Origin of the sequence: Sulfurospirillum cavolei (genome assembly GCF_001548055.1) — a bacterium.
Taxonomy (GTDB): domain Bacteria; phylum Campylobacterota; class Campylobacteria; order Campylobacterales; family Sulfurospirillaceae; genus Sulfurospirillum.
The window spans coordinates 1,596,429-1,612,611 of the sequence record NZ_AP014724.1 but is presented as its reverse complement, the minus strand read 5'-3'; the positions used below and the strand labels follow the sequence as shown (position 1 = coordinate 1,612,611).

The window sequence follows — 16,183 nt, the reverse complement described above, 5'->3', positions numbered from 1 at the left end:
CTAGGCTTCTCTTTTCAAATGTTGAAATAAAAAAGTGAAAATAATAATTCCAACGATACTCGCCATAATGTCAGCCAAGTCAAATGAACGACTTGGAAAATAGGCTTGGCTGATTTCTTCTAGTATTGAAAATACAAGAACAATTAAAGAGCCAATTTGAATCTTAAACCATTTTTTCCCTTTAAAGCCGTAATTTAACAAAAATGCCATAATTCCATACAGTACGATATGTCCTATTTTGTCTCCATAGGGGATTCTCCCTACCATTTTGAACGCGAAATTATAGTGAGCCGTATCTGCTTGATAGATAATCAAAACGAGAAAAGCAAAGAAAGCTGTCGGAAGAAAGATCCGTTTCAAAAGATCCGATCTTTTTTGCGTTTGTGTAGTCTCAAAATTTTGCATGATTTTTCTTCCATGCTTTATAGGATTGTTCATCTGAAAATAAAAACGCTAAATTTTCATGGTCACTTCGTGCATCAAAGTCTTGAATTTTCTGCTTAACGACCTCATACCTTTTTTCTTCGGGTATATTGGCAGAGTCCAAATCCCAAGAAATACACTTACCCGATTGCGTACTATAGCCATAAAGACCATTTTCGTTTTTGTAGAGTACGTCAATGCTATGGACGATGACATGCTGTTGGTTGAGTAAATCTAGCAATGCACATGCATCTTTGGGTTGCACGGCATAAAATTTGGCTCCGTTATGTTCTTCAAGATCAATACCTGAAGTTTTATAAAATTCAAAAATATCCATAGGAACTCTCCTTAGTGTTGATGTGTTGCGTTATAATGATTTATACGTTGACATTTGCCAAAATGATACTGCATAAGCGTGTGACAACTCTCTTCTGAAAAATTTATTGTAAAGGCAATAGATGCTTGCATTAATGCTGGTAATGCGTCAATCGAAAGGTGTGTAAGCATAACTTTATCCAGTTTACTGGGCTCATATTTGAATTTTTCTATAGTATGCGAAGCAATCATATAGTCAATATTTAAGGAGGCAACAATGCTAAAAGCGATCAACCCTAACATCATGATAAGATTTAGGAGTAGATGAAACGATTTGCGTAAAAGTGTAAAAAGGATGCCAATAACCAATACGAGAATCAAAAAATATTCAAACCATTCTATATAATAACGCAAGGTTGTTACCCCTAAAAGTTCTTGGTATAAATACATTTTTTTAAGAGAAGCAAATCCCATAATAATTGTCTGCAACATTAATGCGGTCATCAAAATTTTAATACTTAATTCCCCTTGATACCGACGCATGATGACTAAAAAGATGATGACAACCAGACTAATGACCCACGCGAGTTGAAAAAATCCTTCTCTTGCAAACTGGGCGGGAGAAATTCCAGACTCGTTGATATAGGCTTCACCACCAAATAAATAGGCAATTTGGAAGATTAAGAATGTTATGAAAATCACATTTAAGGCACCTAAAAAAATACCGATAATGAGCGTATCAAAGGATGTTTTGTTTTCTTTGAGTGGGCGTGACGCGTGGTTAAGATAGCTGTAAAGAAAGAGACTTAAGTAGATCAAAAAGTAAACCGGTATCATCATGATATGGTCTAACTTCAAGAGAGAAAAATAGTGCATAAACTGGGTAACGGCATTATTAAAATTTGTATCGGCATTTCTAAACGGAACCAAGAATAAGCCAACGAAAGGAAATGTAATTAGCACAGCAATCAAACTTCGTTTATAAACAGAATAGTTTTGATTATACGAAAAGAGATGTGTCGTAAATGTTTTCAGGTATGAGATCAATGAAAAAGAGATCAACAGTCTTGGAATAAAGGCTTGATAGAAATAATCCACTTTGTGCATACTCGTTACATACAAAACGGCAATCGTGCCTACGATGATATAAGGCAAAAAAACATGCACCAATGTGTTGTTGTAGATAAAAATATCAATGCACCAAATTAGTATAAAAGGTAATGCAAAAAGTGTATAACGGTTGATGATTTGGTTTTTTACAATAAGATAAATCAGTGGAACGAGTGCAATCATATAGAGCAAAATAGTGCCTAAACCAATTGCTTGAGATGGCACGAATTGGGTTTTGAAAAGTGCTAGCAATAGACTGATTCCTATAAGCAATACGCTAAAACGAATATCGCTAAAAGGCGTATCGACACTCTCTATTGCTTGAGTTTCTTCAATAAAATTAGCCATTGTTTTCCCCTTGAAACGTTTTCATAACAGTTTTTGCAAATCTGGTATCAATTTGAGCATTCATTTGCTCGAATAGGGTGTAATATCCAAGTAAAGTGCGATTTAAAAATAGATACTCTTGATTAAATTTATGCACAGAGTGGGTCTGTTTTTTCTGTATATCTAAAATGGTTTCAAACCCTCTTTTAGAAAAAGAGTGATCCGCTCCAAAGTCGTAGTAATCCTCTTTTAAAATCTCTATGTAGAGTGAATCGAGCGGTCGAATAATCTCTTGGTAAAAAGCACGCATGGTTTCGATGTCGCTTTGATCAATCATCTTAAGATTGGCATATTGACGTACAATCTCATCTTCATTCTCACCGTAAATCAACGAGAGATGCAAATGGTTATAATGCGTTAAAAACTCTTGATCAACGTATTTGATGCATCCAAAATCAATTACACCCAAATCTCCGTTTTGCATAAAGATGAAATTACCAGGATTGGGGTCGGCGTGAATGGCTTTGAGCTCATAGAGCGTTGAAAAGAAGGTGTCAAACAGAATTTGAGCGTAATGATTGCGTTGCGTTTGCGTTGGCTTTGATGTTAAAAAATCTATCAACGAGTAGCCCTCGACGCAGGAGCAAACGAGCACTTTTGATGTTGAGAGGTCTTTGTAAGCACGAGGTATTACGATGTTAGGATGTGTGATAGCATTTTTAAAAAACATCACATTGTCGGCTTCAAAGCAATAATCTACCTCTTCATAAAGCCTTCGATTGATCTCTTCAATCAAATGGTCAATGTTATGCCCTTTCGCAAAGCGTTCTAGCATAAACTTGACCATGCCCATATCGGAGTGGATTGAGTTTGCAATTCCTGGATATTGCACTTTAACGGCGACGGTTTCGCCTTTATACTTTGCTTTATGCACTTGTCCTAGACTTGCACTTCCAAAAGGTATTGCTTCAAACGATTCAAATATCTCTTCGGGATAGCTGCCAAGTTCTTGTTTGATAATTTTACGAATAAGGGCACGGTTGATGGGTGGAACGGCATTAAAAGATTTTCCGATGTGCTCAAGATAGTTTTGTGGTAAAAATGGCAGTGCCACCATAACTTGCTGCGCAATTTTAACCGATATGCCTTTGAGCTCACCCAGTGCTTCGATGATAATTTTGGCTGTCTCTTCATGCGTCTCATCTTGAATGGATTGTTTATGATTTTCCGAAGAGAGTATTTTTTTAAGAGCCCCTTTTGAATGGGTTGCTCCAATTTTAAGGAGCGTCTTACCGATGACTTTACCTCGAGCCATACTCGTGATGGGAATTGGCTTATCCATGAAATACGTCCCCCAACTTTCGTTTGATTTTTGTAAAACGACTCTGTTTGGTTGAAAAACGGGTAATGGCAGAGAGCAGATGATTTTTAAAGAGGAACATTCCTAAATCTGAGGCTTTATTAAGCAAATTTGAATTTAAAATAGCTTCAATGACACCCATAGAGTGGTCGATAAATTGGGTGGTGTTTTCAAAGGATTGACTCTCATCTTTGATCCAATAGGTGACAACGACCACAAAATAATCCCAAAAAATCTTAGGTAAATACTCTTCAAATGGAGGTCTTTCAATCTCTCCTGCTTCAACGGCGATTGCAATCATATCAGCAATCGTTTCTGTAAAAAGTCGATTAGTAGCGTAGATAGATTCAAGTTTAATTGATGAAGAGTGAAAAACCATCTCTGCAATTTGCGCGATAAATTCCCGATCTTCCAAATAGAGCTCAATTTCTGTTTCAACGAAGGTTTGAAGCTGCTCCCTTAATGTATAAGTATCAAATCCCTCGATAGAATCCACAAGAGTGCGTGCTTGTTGATGTTTCCATTCGATGTAGGTATATAACATATGCTCTTTTGTTGGGAAATAGTTATAAATAGTAGGGTTACTCACGCCTGCTTTGTGTGCGATTTCTCGCATCGAAGCCTCTTTGAACCCTTTTTCAATCATGAGTGCAACACCAGCTTCCAAAATTTTGATTTTGGTAAGTTCTCTGTTTTCTTGGGAAATTTTCATCTTCACCCCTTTTAGTTAACCAAGTATATATTATTTCGCATATAAATGTCAATTAATATATAGCAAATTAAGTAAAATTTCTTTGCTTGTTACAGGAACAATGAAATTTAAGGCAAAATTTGTAATTGATTAGGGTGTTTTTTGGAAAGTATGGTCAGTATTGTTCGAAATAGCGTGTTTTGACGGTATATCGTCATATAAAGCCAAAGGCAAGGCTAACGTTTTACACTTTCTCTTGCAAACATTTCCGATAAACTGCTTACAAATGTCTTTACATGTAAACCCAAAAACCCTCTAACACACCAAACTAAAATGGTGCAACAGCGGGCATTTGGAAAAGAGGACGACGCCCTTTTCGGATCTGTTTTCGGAGACGATGAGGTTGTTTTCCATGAGGTCGTTTAAGACGGCGTTGATTTTGGCTTCGCTTGGGAAGATGTTGTAGCCGATGAGTTGTTTGTAAGCATACTCTTTGGCTTGTTCGAACGTGTAGGCGCGTTTGTAGGTGCTTGGGAAGTAGTGGACGTTGTAGGCGATGGAGGCTTTTTCCAAGGCGTGTAAAAAGGCTTTGACTTCGACGCTGGGGTTGGCGTGGCATTCGGGTGCATTGTGCGCGATGAGCAAAAGATCGAGCAAAGAATTGTGACGGTACTTCTTCCAGCCGACGAAAATTCCAAGCGAGCGGGTTGCGTTTAGCATCGCTTCAATGTCGCGTTGCGTGCTAATGGCAGGCGTCATAGATGCAAAGACGATGTCGTAGATTTCTTCGGACGTAAATGCACTCCAATCGGCGTGTTGAAGCCTCACGGAGACGTCGGTATCGAGTGCTTCGCTTTTTTCATTGATGATTTTGAGCATATCGCACGAAAGATCAAGTGCCGTGACATGGGCTTTTTTGAGCGCAAGAGGAAGCGCAAACGTCCCCGTGCCGCATCCGATGTCTAAAAGCGAATAGCCCTCAAAACCGATGCCTTGATTTTCGATCCAGTTGAGAATATAGTCGGTGTCTTCGGAAAAATCGTTTTGTTGCAAAGCATGCTTGGAAGCACGGCTCCAAAGCGCTACATGTGAACTCATCGAGCATCCTTTTTATTTATATATTTAAAAATATAACGAAATTTCCTTTAAGAAAACTTCTGAGTTGCGATAATAGACTCTACGCGACAATGCGCCCCATCGTTACGCCTGTGACGCCAGTTCTTTTTGCGCGGCGTAAAGCAGTGTTTGAAAGTCGTCGAAGTAAGCGTATGCGCCTTGTTTTAACGCTTCTTGATCGTCGCGTGCGTAACGGTCGTACACAATGATCGCGTCGATGGCGGCGTGACGTGCGGCTTCGAGTCCGACGAGGGAATCTTCGATAATTAAACACTCTTCGGGCGTGACGTTGAGCGTTTGCATGACGTGATGATGGACGTGCGGGTGGGGTTTGATGCGGCTAACGCTTTCACGCCCGAGAATCATCGCAAAGGTTTCGGCAAAATCGACCTTTTGCATCATCTGAGAATTTTCGTACATGTACGTATGAAGATTGCTCTGTGAGGTCGTACTAGCAATGGCAAGCGTTAAGCCTTTTTCGCGAAGAAAATGCAACAGCGCAGGAGCGTCAGGCTTAAAATCGATAACGTTTTGAAGGTAGTGCTTGGCAATACGATACCGCATCGCGCGAATCTCTTCTTTCGAATAGCGCGCGTTATAGGCTTTTCGCAGCGCGTCGCAATACTCCAAATAAGCATCTTGCGTATGGCTTAGAGCGTGTAAAAGCGAATCGCGTCGGTGTTGAATCGCACACTCGTTTGGTGCTTGTGCGCCCAAAGCATTGATAAGTTCGGCGTCGACGGCGTTCCAAATACCGACCGAATCGATAAGCGTACCGTCCATATCGAAAATAACGACTTTTTTACCGTCAAACATGGGTAACTCTTTCAAAAAAACAAAGCAGGAGCGTCGCTTTTAGCAAAGCCTTGTAAAGCGCGTTTCGCGTTATTAGGATTTTTAATGTAATCGAAGTATAGCGTAGTTTGGAAAAGAGAAAAACGCTCGAATCGGGCAATTCGAGCGTTTGGTGTTTCAAGTGGTTAGGTTTTCTAAAAAGGAGGTATTGTCTTGGTAACGAAAGTATAGAAAAAAAGATTAAACGTTTTGCTAACCTTTTTTAAACTAAAAGCAAACAAGAACCGTTTTGACGCGTGCGTCGATTCTTTAACATGTCAGTGTAAAATTTATCTTAAAAAATTTTATTATAAGATAAAATCCGATACTATTTTTTCGCCTTTTGTGATCAACGCTTGATGCAAGCGAAACTTGTGAGATAAAAGATAACAGCTATGAACGAGTATAACCCTTTAGAAATTTTATCGGATAAAAAGGTTCTGTGCGTTGAAGACGAAGAGATTATTTTAAACAATATCGTCGAATCTTTGGAGCTTTTTTTCGGTAAAGTCGTCGGCGTGAAAGACGGGCTTGAAGCCTTGGACGAGGCTTTGGGAAACATCTACGACGTCTTAATGCTCGACATCTCGATTCCGCATATCGACGGGCTTGAAGTCGTCAAAAAAATTCGCCAAGTGAATAAAAAAATTCCGATTATTATTCTTTCGGCGCACACCGAACAAGAGTACCTTTGGCGTGCGGTAGAACTCAAAATTACGCGTTATTTAACCAAACCGTACGATAAAAACAGTTTGATCAAAGCACTGGAAGAAGTGGCGTTGGAGCTCGTGGACCATCGTCCGAGTTTTCAAATCAGCGCGGAATACACCTATGATTATTGCCGTAAAACCTTATCCTGTCGCAACGAGACGATCCACCTTTCCAAAAGCGAAAGCCGCCTACTCGAATACTTTTTAAAACGACCTAATCAAACGATTACGTATGAACAGCTTTTCGAGTACATGTGGGAATTTGAACAGCCGAGCAAAGAAGCCCTCAAGTCGATCGTGAAAGAGTTGCGCAAAAAGATCGATAACGGATTTATAAAAAATTTGTACGGCGTCGGGTACGTGTGTGAGGTATAATTTTAAAATCATCATCGCGCTTTTTGTCGTGCTCTATGCGATTATTACGCTTTTGTTTTTCAACTTTTACCGTGAACTTGCGATGAAAGACGCCAGACAAGAGGCGTTTTTCGTTTTGGATACGATGAATGCGATTCGCGACTACGTTTCCGTGGTGCAGCGTCCGCTTATCGAAGAACTCAAGGAAAAAAAGATGCTTGCGCGCGATTTTTTTGACCCGAGATTGCTCTCGTCAACCTACATTACGCGTTCGATTTACGATATACAGCGTTTAAAAAAGAACATCAACTACGATTATAAATTGGTCGCATACAATCCGCTCAATCCCGCACACGAGGGAAACGAGTTTGAAAATGAAATCCTAGACGACTTTAAAGAGGGCAAGTATCAGGAGTATTCACGGATTATTCACGAAAATAATGCACCGTATTTTTTCGTCGGATTGCCGATTCGCAATTCGGACACTTCGTGTATGCAATGCCATACGTCCAATAGTGCGCCCAAGCGTATGATTGAGCAGTACCACGTCATTCCCTCGTTTGAGAGCAAAGTCGGCGACGTCATTGCGATGATTACGTTTAAAATCCCCGTTTTTAGCATTTTAACGTACCACGTTAAGGAGTTTATGGTGGGCGGAGCGGTGATGTTTATCGTCTTTGTCGTTTTCATTTTGTTTTTGTATAAAATCTACCGTAGCGAACTTCGCTTGCAGGAAAAAAATAAAATGCTGATGATGAGCCAAAACCGTCTTGCGTCGATGGGAGAGATGATCGGCAATATTTCCCATCAATGGCGTCAGCCTTTGGCACAAGTCAGCTCGATTTTAATCAACCTCGAATTGCACAGCGAAAAAGACAAGTTAACCAAAGAAAAACTCACGCAAAAAATCAAAGAAGCCAGCGAACAGCTCTCGTTTATGTCGCATACGATCGACGATTTTAAAAACTTTTTTACGCCGAGTACGACCAAACACGAGTTTAGCGCGCAAGAGGTCGTCTCTCAAGCCAAAAGACTGCTAAGTGCCTCGCTGGAAAAATACGCGATCGACGTTCACGTCGAGATTCAAGACAATTTTATACGTTTGGGGTATCGAAACGAGATCGTTCAAGTTTTGATTAATATTATGAACAACGCCAAAGAGGCTTTTTTGGCGAACGTGCCCGAGCGACAAGAGCGCATTATTCGTATTCGTGCTTTTCTTGCCAGTTCAATGCCGATTCTTACGATTGAGAACAATGCCGGAAATATCGATGCAAATTTGATCGAGACTATTTTCGATCCTTACGTGACGACGAAAGAGTCTAGTAGCGGACTGGGGCTTTACATGAGCCGTATGATTGCCGAAAAAAACGGTGCAACCTTACGCGTGGACAATACGGATGATGGCGTTATCTTTACAATTATCTTTTAATTCTTCTATTTAACATATATTTAATACTTCCCCCTTTTCCCCCCTTTTTTAGTGTTACCATTCCCTTGAAGCATTTGTGCTGGTTAATGCTTTAATTGCTCGAAAGCGCATGTGAAATTTCCACGATTCATACGCGAAAAAGAGCGGTTTAGGTTGGTCTGTTTCAAAGGAGGAAACATGAGAAATTGGGACAAAGTGTTACTGGGTTTATTCATGTGCACGAGTATCTTTGCCGTCGGTGCAACCAGTGCCGCCGCCATGGAAGGCATGCAGATGACTAAGGAAGCGCGCGAGATTATTGCTCACGCGAAGGGAACGAAAGAGAGCCGAGGCGTCATTTCGTTGCAAGATTATATTGTCGAAGAGCAAGCGATGTACGACTGGCTCTTTAAAAATCACCCCATTTTTACCAAATACGGCGGAAAAACGGTCGGTAAGATGGTCGTAGGCGATCGCGGTCACGAGTGGATCGAAGAGGGTCACGGCGTCGATTTTTCCAAAAACTCTAAACGCAGCGGCGGTGAGGGTTTTAGTTCGATGATGTATCGGGTAGCGCGTAATTCAACGCTTGCGTATCCTAACAAATTCATCGGACCTGAAAAATGCGGCGAGTGCCATGCTGCGCAATATGAAGCTTGGAGCAGATCACGACACTCGTCCACAATACGTTTTCCGGGCGAACACCCTGAGGTCAATAATAAATTGAACGATCCGGTTTTTGACAGCGACACGGCATCGATTTTACCGCAAGGTATCACACCCGACGTTATTTATTGTACCGTAGGACACCTTAGAACAAAAATGGGCTTCTTTGATGCATGGTTATTACGTGGAACATACCATGTCGAAGGCGGTTTACTCAAAAACGGTACGGGTCAAATCACGGCCGGAGCAAACCAATGGCAACGTACGTGGGCGTACAACCTAACGCCTGAAGTCGCGAAAAAGATTAAAAAATGGGTTCCAGAGTTCCCCGTAACGCTTCAAGAATACGGCGATAACGGCGGATACGTCAGAGGACTTGCTTCTTATGCGGCGAAGTATAAAAAAGAGATGTCGTTCCAAGCATCGACTTCGTATTGTGAAGTATGCCACCCTTGGAAATTCGATTTTAAAAACCAAGGCGAATTTTTTGCGGCTTTAGGTAATGCCAAAGAGCTTCAAAAACATACGATCTCCAAAGGCGTTTCATGTGAAGAGTGCCACGGAGCGGGCGGTCACTTGGAAGGCGGTTCGGGCTTATTGATCTCTAACTGCGAACGCTGTCACCAACGCTTTAGCTACAACCCCGATTTGATGAAAAGCAATCCGCTTAACGTCGGTAAACCCGACCTAGCGTTGAGCTCAAAATTCAAATCCATGGGACCTGGATGCGGAACCGAAGGTGCTCAATCGTACTTTACGGCGCACTACTTAAAAGGAATGCGTTGTTCTACATGTCATGATCCTCACGACGTTACGGGTGACGTTTCGGGCGAGAAAAACGTCAAAGGTACGAACTATAACGCCAACCAAGGTTATTTGAGTTCGTTCTATACGAAACCGAAACTCAAAAAAGAGTGTGCGGATTGCCATAAAGAGCAAGCGTATATTCATGCAAAATCCGATACGCATAGTAAAAACAGTTGTGCGACGTGCCATATGCCGTTTATGATGAGTTGTGAAAACTTCTATGCGGTTCAATTCCAAGATCAAGCGGGATTTGATACGCAACGTCGTTCACACATCTGGAAAATCGAAGTCGATCCGAAAATGAAAACGATGGTTGCAAGCTCTGCCGCAACAGGACCTCGTGATACGAAAGATTGGCATTTCGATAGAAATAAAGACGGACGTAACTTCGTCGACTTGATGTGGGCGTGCGCTCGAACGACATGGGCGGATAAAGAGCAAGTCGAGGCAAAAGGATGTCATAGTCCGATTAACTCTGAATTAAAAGAGACCTTACACTTCAAAGACCAAAAACAAGTCTACGATGAAGTTATGGGCTGGCAAACACCGGTCAAAGACCAGTTTACGCAAGTCAAAGTCGGTATCCAAGGGCTTTATGCAATGCTTGAAGTCAAAAAATTGGCACCGTCCGATAAAGCACGCGTTTACGAGTTGATCGAAAAAGCGCAAGAAACCGTTGATTTAGTGGAAAAAGACGGTTCATGGGGCGTACACGGATTTAAATATACGAAACAAAGACTCGATGCAGCGGTTGAGTATATTAATGAAGCGCAACGCGTCATGAAAAAGAATCTCTAAGCAGGTGTCGCGTTAGCGACTTTATCATGGGCCAAGCTCGCTTGGCTCATGAATTTTTACGGTAAAAGGCATGATGATGAGTAGTAAAAAAATCTCTATTGGGTTGTTTGTATTTATTTGTTTGGTATCAAGGGGTTTTGCGGTTGAGCTCAAAACGGATGTTCAAAAAGAGTCGTACAGTATCGGCGTTTCGACGGGTTCTTATATCTCGAATCAACTCTTTGAACAATCCGAGCTCGGCGTTAAGGCAGATGTTGAAGCATTGATCGACGGTTTCGTCGATGCTTTAAAGAAAAAGCAAAAACTTTCAGACGAAGAGATTATTACGTATCTAAACAATCGAGCAGAGGGTTTAAATAAAATCAGCCAAGAGAGATTTAACCAAGAGCTCAATAAAAATTTAGAAGAGGGTAAAAAATACCTTGCAAACAATGCCAAGAACAAGAAAGTCGTTACCACGAAATCAGGCCTTCAGTACGAAATGTTAGCGGAAGGTAAAGGCGAGAAGCCTAAACCTGAAAGCATTGTGATGATCAATTATAAAGGAACGTTGCTCAACGGTACGGTGTTCGACGACACCTATGCGCGCAAAACGCCGGCTCACCTTTCGATGGTCAACGTCATCGACGGTTTACAAGAGGGCTTGATGTTGATGCGCGAGGGTGAGAAAGCCAAATTGGTTATTCCAAGTGAGCTTGCGTACGGTAATGCGGACGTTCAAGCCATTCCTGCCGGATCGACGGTCGTTTTTGAAGTCGAACTCGTCAAAGTGCTTAAACCGGGCGAATTGAACAATAGCGCAAAACCGCTCAGTGAAGAGACGAAGAAAGAGTTGACGACGACGGACAAAACACTCAAGAAACAGTAGAGGTTCGTAGTCACACAAAAAGGGGAGACGAGAATGGAACAAGATGAGAAAAGAAGAAATTTTCTAAAGTATTTAGGTGCGAGTTCCGTCGTAGTAGGCACCATCGGGCAAGGTGTCTTAGCCGAAGAACAAGCGCAAACGTCAAACGAAGGTAAGAAACCCCATTACGGGATGATTTTCGATCAAAACAAATGCGTCGGTTGTACCGAGTGCGAAGTCGCATGTCACAAAATAAACGCCGTGCCCCAAGGTCAAGCAAGGCTTTACGTGCAAAATAAAACCGATCCCGCTACGCCGATGGAAAAACGCTATGTACGCGTTTCGTGTCAACAATGCGAAGATGCGCCGTGCGTGAACGTATGTCCCACCAAAGCCTGTCATCGAGACGAGAAAACGGGCATCGTGACGATGAACGCCGATGATTGTATCGCATGTAAGTATTGTATCGTAGCGTGCCCGTACGACGTTCGTTTTATCAACCACGAAACCAAAGCGGCGGAGAACTGCAATTTTTGTTTTAATACGAATTTTGCGAAAAAACAAGACCCCGCATGCGTGCAAGCGTGCAAGTATAAAGCCTTGGTGTTCGGCGATCTGAACGATCCGGATTCGTACATCAACCAAATCCTACATGTCAAAGATGCGGTACGTATGAAACCGACGTTTGGAACCAAACCGAGCTTGCGTTATATTCCCGTTGTGAAAGTAGGAGTTTAATCATGAACGAAGCCATAGAATTTACCGTCGGATTTTCCCACGGTGTGGAATGGGGCTGGCCGATCGGCGTCTATTTGTTATTAGCGGGAATCTCCGGAGGCGCATTAATCGTCTCGTTGGCGCTTCGCTACTATCAACGCCAAAGCGTGGAGACGCCTTTACTCAAAGCCGCTTCGCTTGTTTCGTTTGTCACCATCGTTTTTGGAATGGTTTTCTTAGTGGGCGATTTGGAAAAACCGCTTTATTTTTGGAAAATCTTGATCAATTACAACTTTAAGTCGGTTATGTCGATCGGCGTTTTGGCGTTATGTCTGTACATACCGTTAACGTTTGTGTTGGTAGCGATCGTGTTTGAGGGGTGGATAAAAGAGCATTTGGCGACAACGCCTTTGGCAAAACTCTTTTTTCTCTTTCCTCTTTTGAAAGCTTTGCGTCCGGCGGTCGAAGTGTTGGCGTTTGTGTTCGCGATCGTCGTGTGTGCGTATACGGGATTTTTGATTTCGGTATTGGTTCGTTTTCCGCTCTTAAATACCGCGATTTTACCCGCCTTGTTCATCGTCTCGGGTCTTTCTGCCGGAACGGCGTTTTCAAGCCTGATCGCTTCGTTTTTCTTTCAAGCCGACGCTCACGCGGGCGATATGAAAACCTTGCATACGATCGAGTGGCCCGTTATGGCGTTGGAGATGTTGCTTTTGTTTATGCTTTTCGTCTCTTTAATCGTCGGAACGAGCTTCGATAAACAAACGGCGGGTGCATTTTTTCAAGGAGGTTACAGTGCGCTTTTCTGGTTCGGCGTCGTCGGAATCGGCTTTGGCGTACCTTTGGTGTTGAATTTTCTCTTAGGGAAAAAAGTCGCTCATAGCGCATTTACATTTTATCTCAGCGGTACGGCAAGCGTGCTGGGAGTTTTATCGTTACGTCTTTTTATTTTATATGCCGGACAAACGTTTAGCGCATAAGGGGTTTTTATGGTGTGGATTGAAAAAGGGATGCGTTATCTTTTCTCTTACGGGGTCGTGCTACTGTTATTGGCGATTTTAGGCATCGGCGCAGGCGTTGCGACGTTTATCGAAAGCGCGTACGATACGCAAAGTGCCAAAATCGCCGTGTACGACGCGGCGTGGTACGAAACGGTCATGGTACTCTCATGCCTTTGTATGATCGGTTTGATGTATCAAACCCGTATGTGGAGACGAAAAGGTGCTTTTTTGATACACGCCGCTTTTGCGGTGATCTTAATCGGCGCGGGATTGACGCGTTATTTCGGATACGAAGGGGTCATGCACGTTCGTGAGGGAAAGAGCGAAAACGAAATGCTCACGGTGACGTCGTACCTTCACGTCGAAACGCCTAAAGCTTCGTTTGAATATCCGCTCGCGTTAACGCAACTCGGATCGAACGATTTTACCTATAAAGAGACGATCGAGGGAAAGCCTTTGGTCGTCACGTATAAAAATTACCGCTATAAAGCCAAAGGCGAATTGGCGACGCTTTGGGTCGACGTTCGTTACGGAAGTGAAATGCGCTCGGTAAAAATCGAAGGCGGTGCCGGCTGGATCGAAGAGCCGGTTACCGTTTCGTTTCAGGGGCTTGACGTTCATCTGTCGTGGGGATCAAAAGTGCTAGTACTACCTTTTTCCATAGCCTTGCGCGATTTTCAGTTGGAACGCTATCCCGGCTCGATGAGTGCTTCTTCGTATGCAAGTGAAATCGATGTTTTGGACACCCTCAAAAAGCCTGTAATGGCGTATCGCATTTTTATGAATCACCCTTTACATTACGAAGGGTATACCTTTTTTCAATCGTCATACGATACGGATGAAAAAGGAACGGTTTTGGAGATCAATAAAGATCCCGGAAAGTGGCCGACGTATGCGGGATATTTTCTTTTAACGGCGGGATTTTTAATGAACTTTTTTACGCGCGGTAGCCGTTTTTTCAAACTAAGAGAGTATCTTAAAAACGCGCAATTGGTGTGGATAGCCCTTTTTGTAAGCTTTTTAGGCGTGGACGTGAGGGCAAATACGGCAGATTATAGTGCTTATTTGGAGCAAGTCCGCGTGAACAGCGCAGTGCATGCCGATAAGGATCTCAGCGAGCTTTTGGTGCAGGATATGCAAGGAAGAATGAAGCCTTTTAGCACCGAAGCGACCGAAATCGTCACGAAATTGACGACGCAACGTTCTCTTTACGGTTTAAGTGCCGAACAGATGGTTTTAGCCATGAGCACGCGACCGGACATCTGGCAAGACATTGCGATCGTCAAGCTTTCCAACCGACAAATCAAAACACTGATCGGTATGAAAGAGGATCAAGAGTATGCCTCGTTTTCGCAGGTGTTCGACGAAAGCGGACGTTATAAACTAGCGCAAGCGATGAACGATGCCAACCAAAAAGCGCAATCCAAACGCGGTACGTTCGAAAACGACTTGATTAAATTCGACGAGAAACTCAATATCGCCTATTTGACGTTTAAAGGCGTTTTGTTCAAGTTTATCCCCCTACCGAACGATCCGGCGCACACATGGGTCGATCCTAGCGGTGCGTTAAACCATCCGAGCGTCTCTTCGGAAGTCAAAACGTTGATTAGCAACTATTTTGCGGGATTGCAAGAGGGCATCGAAACCAACCGTTGGGAGAAGGCGACGCAAGCACTTTACGGACTTAAAGCGCATCAAAGAGCGGAAGCTTCGGAGATTTTGCCAAGCGCAACGCGCGTGAAAGCCGAAGTGACGTACAACCGCTTAGGACTTTTTCAAAAGCTCGTCGGGTTTTACTTTATCGTCGGATTGTGGGCATTTTTGTTAGCGTTGGTTTACCTGTTTCGGGGACAACGTTTGATCGTCTTGGAAAAAGCGACGATCGTGCTTTTTGCCCTCGGTTTTGGCGTGCACACCTTTGCGCTTGCCCTTCGCTGGTACGTCTCCGCGCATGCGCCTTGGAGCGATTCGTACGAATCGATGATATACATCGGCTGGTCGGCGGCACTGGCGGGCTTGGTCGTATTTCGACGCTCTATTTTATCGCTTTCGTCCGCCGCGATTTTAGCCGCAATCGTCATGTTGGTAGCGCATATGAGTTTCGTCAATCCGCAAATCACCAACTTGGTTCCCGTCTTAAAATCTTATTGGTTGAGCATTCACGTGTCGGTTATTACGGCGAGTTACGGCTTTTTGGGTTTGGGTACGCTTTTGGGCGCGGTTAGTTTGGTCTTGATGGCACTCAAACGTGCTCCCAACGAAGAACGCATCAACGAGCAGATTCGTATGATCGGTGCCATTAACGAAATCAGCCTGATTATCGGGCTTTCGATGTTGAGCGTCGGTAACTTTTTCGGCGGTATTTGGGCAAACGAATCGTGGGGACGCTATTGGGGTTGGGATCCCAAAGAGACGTGGTCGTACGTTTCGATTATCGTCTATGCGTTGATTTTGCATTTACGTTTTGTGCCCAAATTCTCTTCGCTTTACGTTTTTTCGATTGCTTCGATCGTCGGTTTCGGCTCGATTTTGATGACGTATTTCGGCGTCAATTTCTATTTGACGGGCATGCATTCGTATGCCGCTACCGGAGAGAGTCCGGCGATTCCTTCGGGCGTTTATTATGGTTTGGCAATCATCGCGTGTTTAGCGTTTGCGGCGTATCGCGGTCGCAAAGTACGTTTAGTTTAAGGAGT

At 43.0% G+C, this 16,183-nt stretch carries 14 protein-coding genes; 7 read left to right on the top strand and 7 right to left on the bottom strand.

Annotated features, from left to right (window positions below):
• The 7 genes from UCH003_RS08125 to UCH003_RS08095 all read right to left on the bottom strand — a co-directional run bounded on the left by UCH003_RS08125 (position 1) and on the right by UCH003_RS08095 (position 6,158).
• On the bottom strand, positions 1-405 hold the full coding sequence (locus UCH003_RS08125; protein WP_060826131.1) for a VanZ family protein: 405 nt from the start codon (positions 403-405) through the stop codon (positions 1-3).
• The gene (locus UCH003_RS08120) at positions 392-760 is read right to left on the bottom strand and encodes a hypothetical protein (protein ID WP_060826130.1); all 369 of its coding nucleotides are present in this window, start codon (positions 758-760) and stop codon (positions 392-394) included. The genes UCH003_RS08125 and UCH003_RS08120 overlap by 14 nt, the downstream gene beginning before the upstream one ends.
• An 11-nt stretch (positions 761-771) precedes the next feature.
• Positions 772-2,196, bottom strand: a complete 1,425-nt coding sequence (locus UCH003_RS08115; RefSeq protein ID WP_060826129.1) for a DUF4153 domain-containing protein — start codon at positions 2,194-2,196, stop codon at positions 772-774.
• On the bottom strand, positions 2,189-3,517 hold the full coding sequence (locus UCH003_RS08110; protein ID WP_060826128.1) for an ABC1 kinase family protein: 1,329 nt from the start codon (positions 3,515-3,517) through the stop codon (positions 2,189-2,191). The genes UCH003_RS08115 and UCH003_RS08110 overlap by 8 nt, the downstream gene beginning before the upstream one ends.
• Entirely contained in the window at positions 3,510-4,247 is a 738-nt protein-coding gene (locus UCH003_RS08105; RefSeq protein WP_060826127.1) for a TetR/AcrR family transcriptional regulator, read from the bottom strand. The genes UCH003_RS08110 and UCH003_RS08105 overlap by 8 nt, the downstream gene beginning before the upstream one ends.
• Before the next feature lie 294 nt (positions 4,248-4,541).
• The gene (locus UCH003_RS08100; RefSeq protein WP_060826126.1) at positions 4,542-5,324 is read right to left on the bottom strand and encodes a class I SAM-dependent methyltransferase; all 783 of its coding nucleotides are present in this window, start codon (positions 5,322-5,324) and stop codon (positions 4,542-4,544) included.
• A 102-nt stretch (positions 5,325-5,426) separates the two neighbouring features.
• On the bottom strand, positions 5,427-6,158 hold the full coding sequence (locus UCH003_RS08095) for an HAD family hydrolase (protein WP_060826125.1): 732 nt from the start codon (positions 6,156-6,158) through the stop codon (positions 5,427-5,429).
• Between the two features lie 413 nt (positions 6,159-6,571).
• Here UCH003_RS08095 and UCH003_RS08090 point away from each other — a divergent pair, with 413 nt between their 5' ends.
• From UCH003_RS08090 to ccsA, 7 genes are all read left to right on the top strand, one after another.
• On the top strand, positions 6,572-7,261 hold the full coding sequence (locus UCH003_RS08090; protein ID WP_039674738.1) for a response regulator transcription factor: 690 nt from the start codon (positions 6,572-6,574) through the stop codon (positions 7,259-7,261).
• Positions 7,251-8,672 (top strand): c-type heme family protein, encoded by a 1,422-nt coding sequence (locus tag UCH003_RS08085; RefSeq protein WP_060826124.1) that lies wholly within the window; start codon positions 7,251-7,253, stop codon positions 8,670-8,672. The genes UCH003_RS08090 and UCH003_RS08085 overlap by 11 nt, the downstream gene beginning before the upstream one ends.
• Before the next feature lie 177 nt (positions 8,673-8,849).
• Positions 8,850-10,922 carry a multiheme c-type cytochrome gene (locus UCH003_RS08080; protein ID WP_060826123.1) on the top strand — a complete coding sequence of 691 codons (2,073 nt, stop codon included), beginning with the start codon at positions 8,850-8,852 and terminating at the stop codon, positions 10,920-10,922.
• A 76-nt stretch (positions 10,923-10,998) separates the two neighbouring features.
• Positions 10,999-11,790, top strand: a complete 792-nt coding sequence (locus tag UCH003_RS08075) for an FKBP-type peptidyl-prolyl cis-trans isomerase (protein WP_039674732.1) — start codon at positions 10,999-11,001, stop codon at positions 11,788-11,790.
• 33 nt (positions 11,791-11,823) lie between these two features.
• Complete coding sequence (locus tag UCH003_RS08070) at positions 11,824-12,507, top strand: 4Fe-4S dicluster domain-containing protein (protein ID WP_060826122.1); 684 nt, start codon at positions 11,824-11,826, stop codon at positions 12,505-12,507.
• A 2-nt stretch (positions 12,508-12,509) separates the two neighbouring features.
• Positions 12,510-13,466, top strand: a complete 957-nt coding sequence (gene nrfD / locus UCH003_RS08065; RefSeq protein WP_060826121.1) for an NrfD/PsrC family molybdoenzyme membrane anchor subunit — start codon at positions 12,510-12,512, stop codon at positions 13,464-13,466.
• 9 nt (positions 13,467-13,475) lie between these two features.
• Positions 13,476-16,178 carry a cytochrome c biogenesis protein CcsA gene (gene ccsA / locus UCH003_RS08060; protein WP_060826120.1) on the top strand — a complete coding sequence of 901 codons (2,703 nt, stop codon included), beginning with the start codon at positions 13,476-13,478 and terminating at the stop codon, positions 16,176-16,178.
• Positions 16,179-16,183: the final 5 nt, after the last annotated feature.

Coding starts and splice junctions, on each gene's coding strand:
- UCH003_RS08125 (WP_060826131.1), bottom strand. CDS start 405: ATGCAAAATTTTGAGACTACACAAACGCAAAAAAGATCGGATCTTTTG.
- UCH003_RS08120 (WP_060826130.1), bottom strand. CDS start 760: ATGGATATTTTTGAATTTTATAAAACTTCAGGTATTGATCTTGAAGAA.
- UCH003_RS08115 (WP_060826129.1), bottom strand. CDS start 2,196: ATGGCTAATTTTATTGAAGAAACTCAAGCAATAGAGAGTGTCGATACG.
- UCH003_RS08110 (WP_060826128.1), bottom strand. CDS start 3,517: ATGGATAAGCCAATTCCCATCACGAGTATGGCTCGAGGTAAAGTCATC.
- UCH003_RS08105 (WP_060826127.1), bottom strand. CDS start 4,247: ATGAAAATTTCCCAAGAAAACAGAGAACTTACCAAAATCAAAATTTTG.
- UCH003_RS08100 (WP_060826126.1), bottom strand. CDS start 5,324: ATGAGTTCACATGTAGCGCTTTGGAGCCGTGCTTCCAAGCATGCTTTG.
- UCH003_RS08095 (WP_060826125.1), bottom strand. CDS start 6,158: ATGTTTGACGGTAAAAAAGTCGTTATTTTCGATATGGACGGTACGCTT.
- UCH003_RS08090 (WP_039674738.1), top strand. CDS start 6,572: ATGAACGAGTATAACCCTTTAGAAATTTTATCGGATAAAAAGGTTCTG.
- UCH003_RS08080 (WP_060826123.1), top strand. CDS start 8,850: ATGAGAAATTGGGACAAAGTGTTACTGGGTTTATTCATGTGCACGAGT.
- UCH003_RS08075 (WP_039674732.1), top strand. CDS start 10,999: ATGAGTAGTAAAAAAATCTCTATTGGGTTGTTTGTATTTATTTGTTTG.
- UCH003_RS08070 (WP_060826122.1), top strand. CDS start 11,824: ATGGAACAAGATGAGAAAAGAAGAAATTTTCTAAAGTATTTAGGTGCG.
- nrfD (WP_060826121.1), top strand. CDS start 12,510: ATGAACGAAGCCATAGAATTTACCGTCGGATTTTCCCACGGTGTGGAA.
- ccsA (WP_060826120.1), top strand. CDS start 13,476: ATGGTGTGGATTGAAAAAGGGATGCGTTATCTTTTCTCTTACGGGGTC.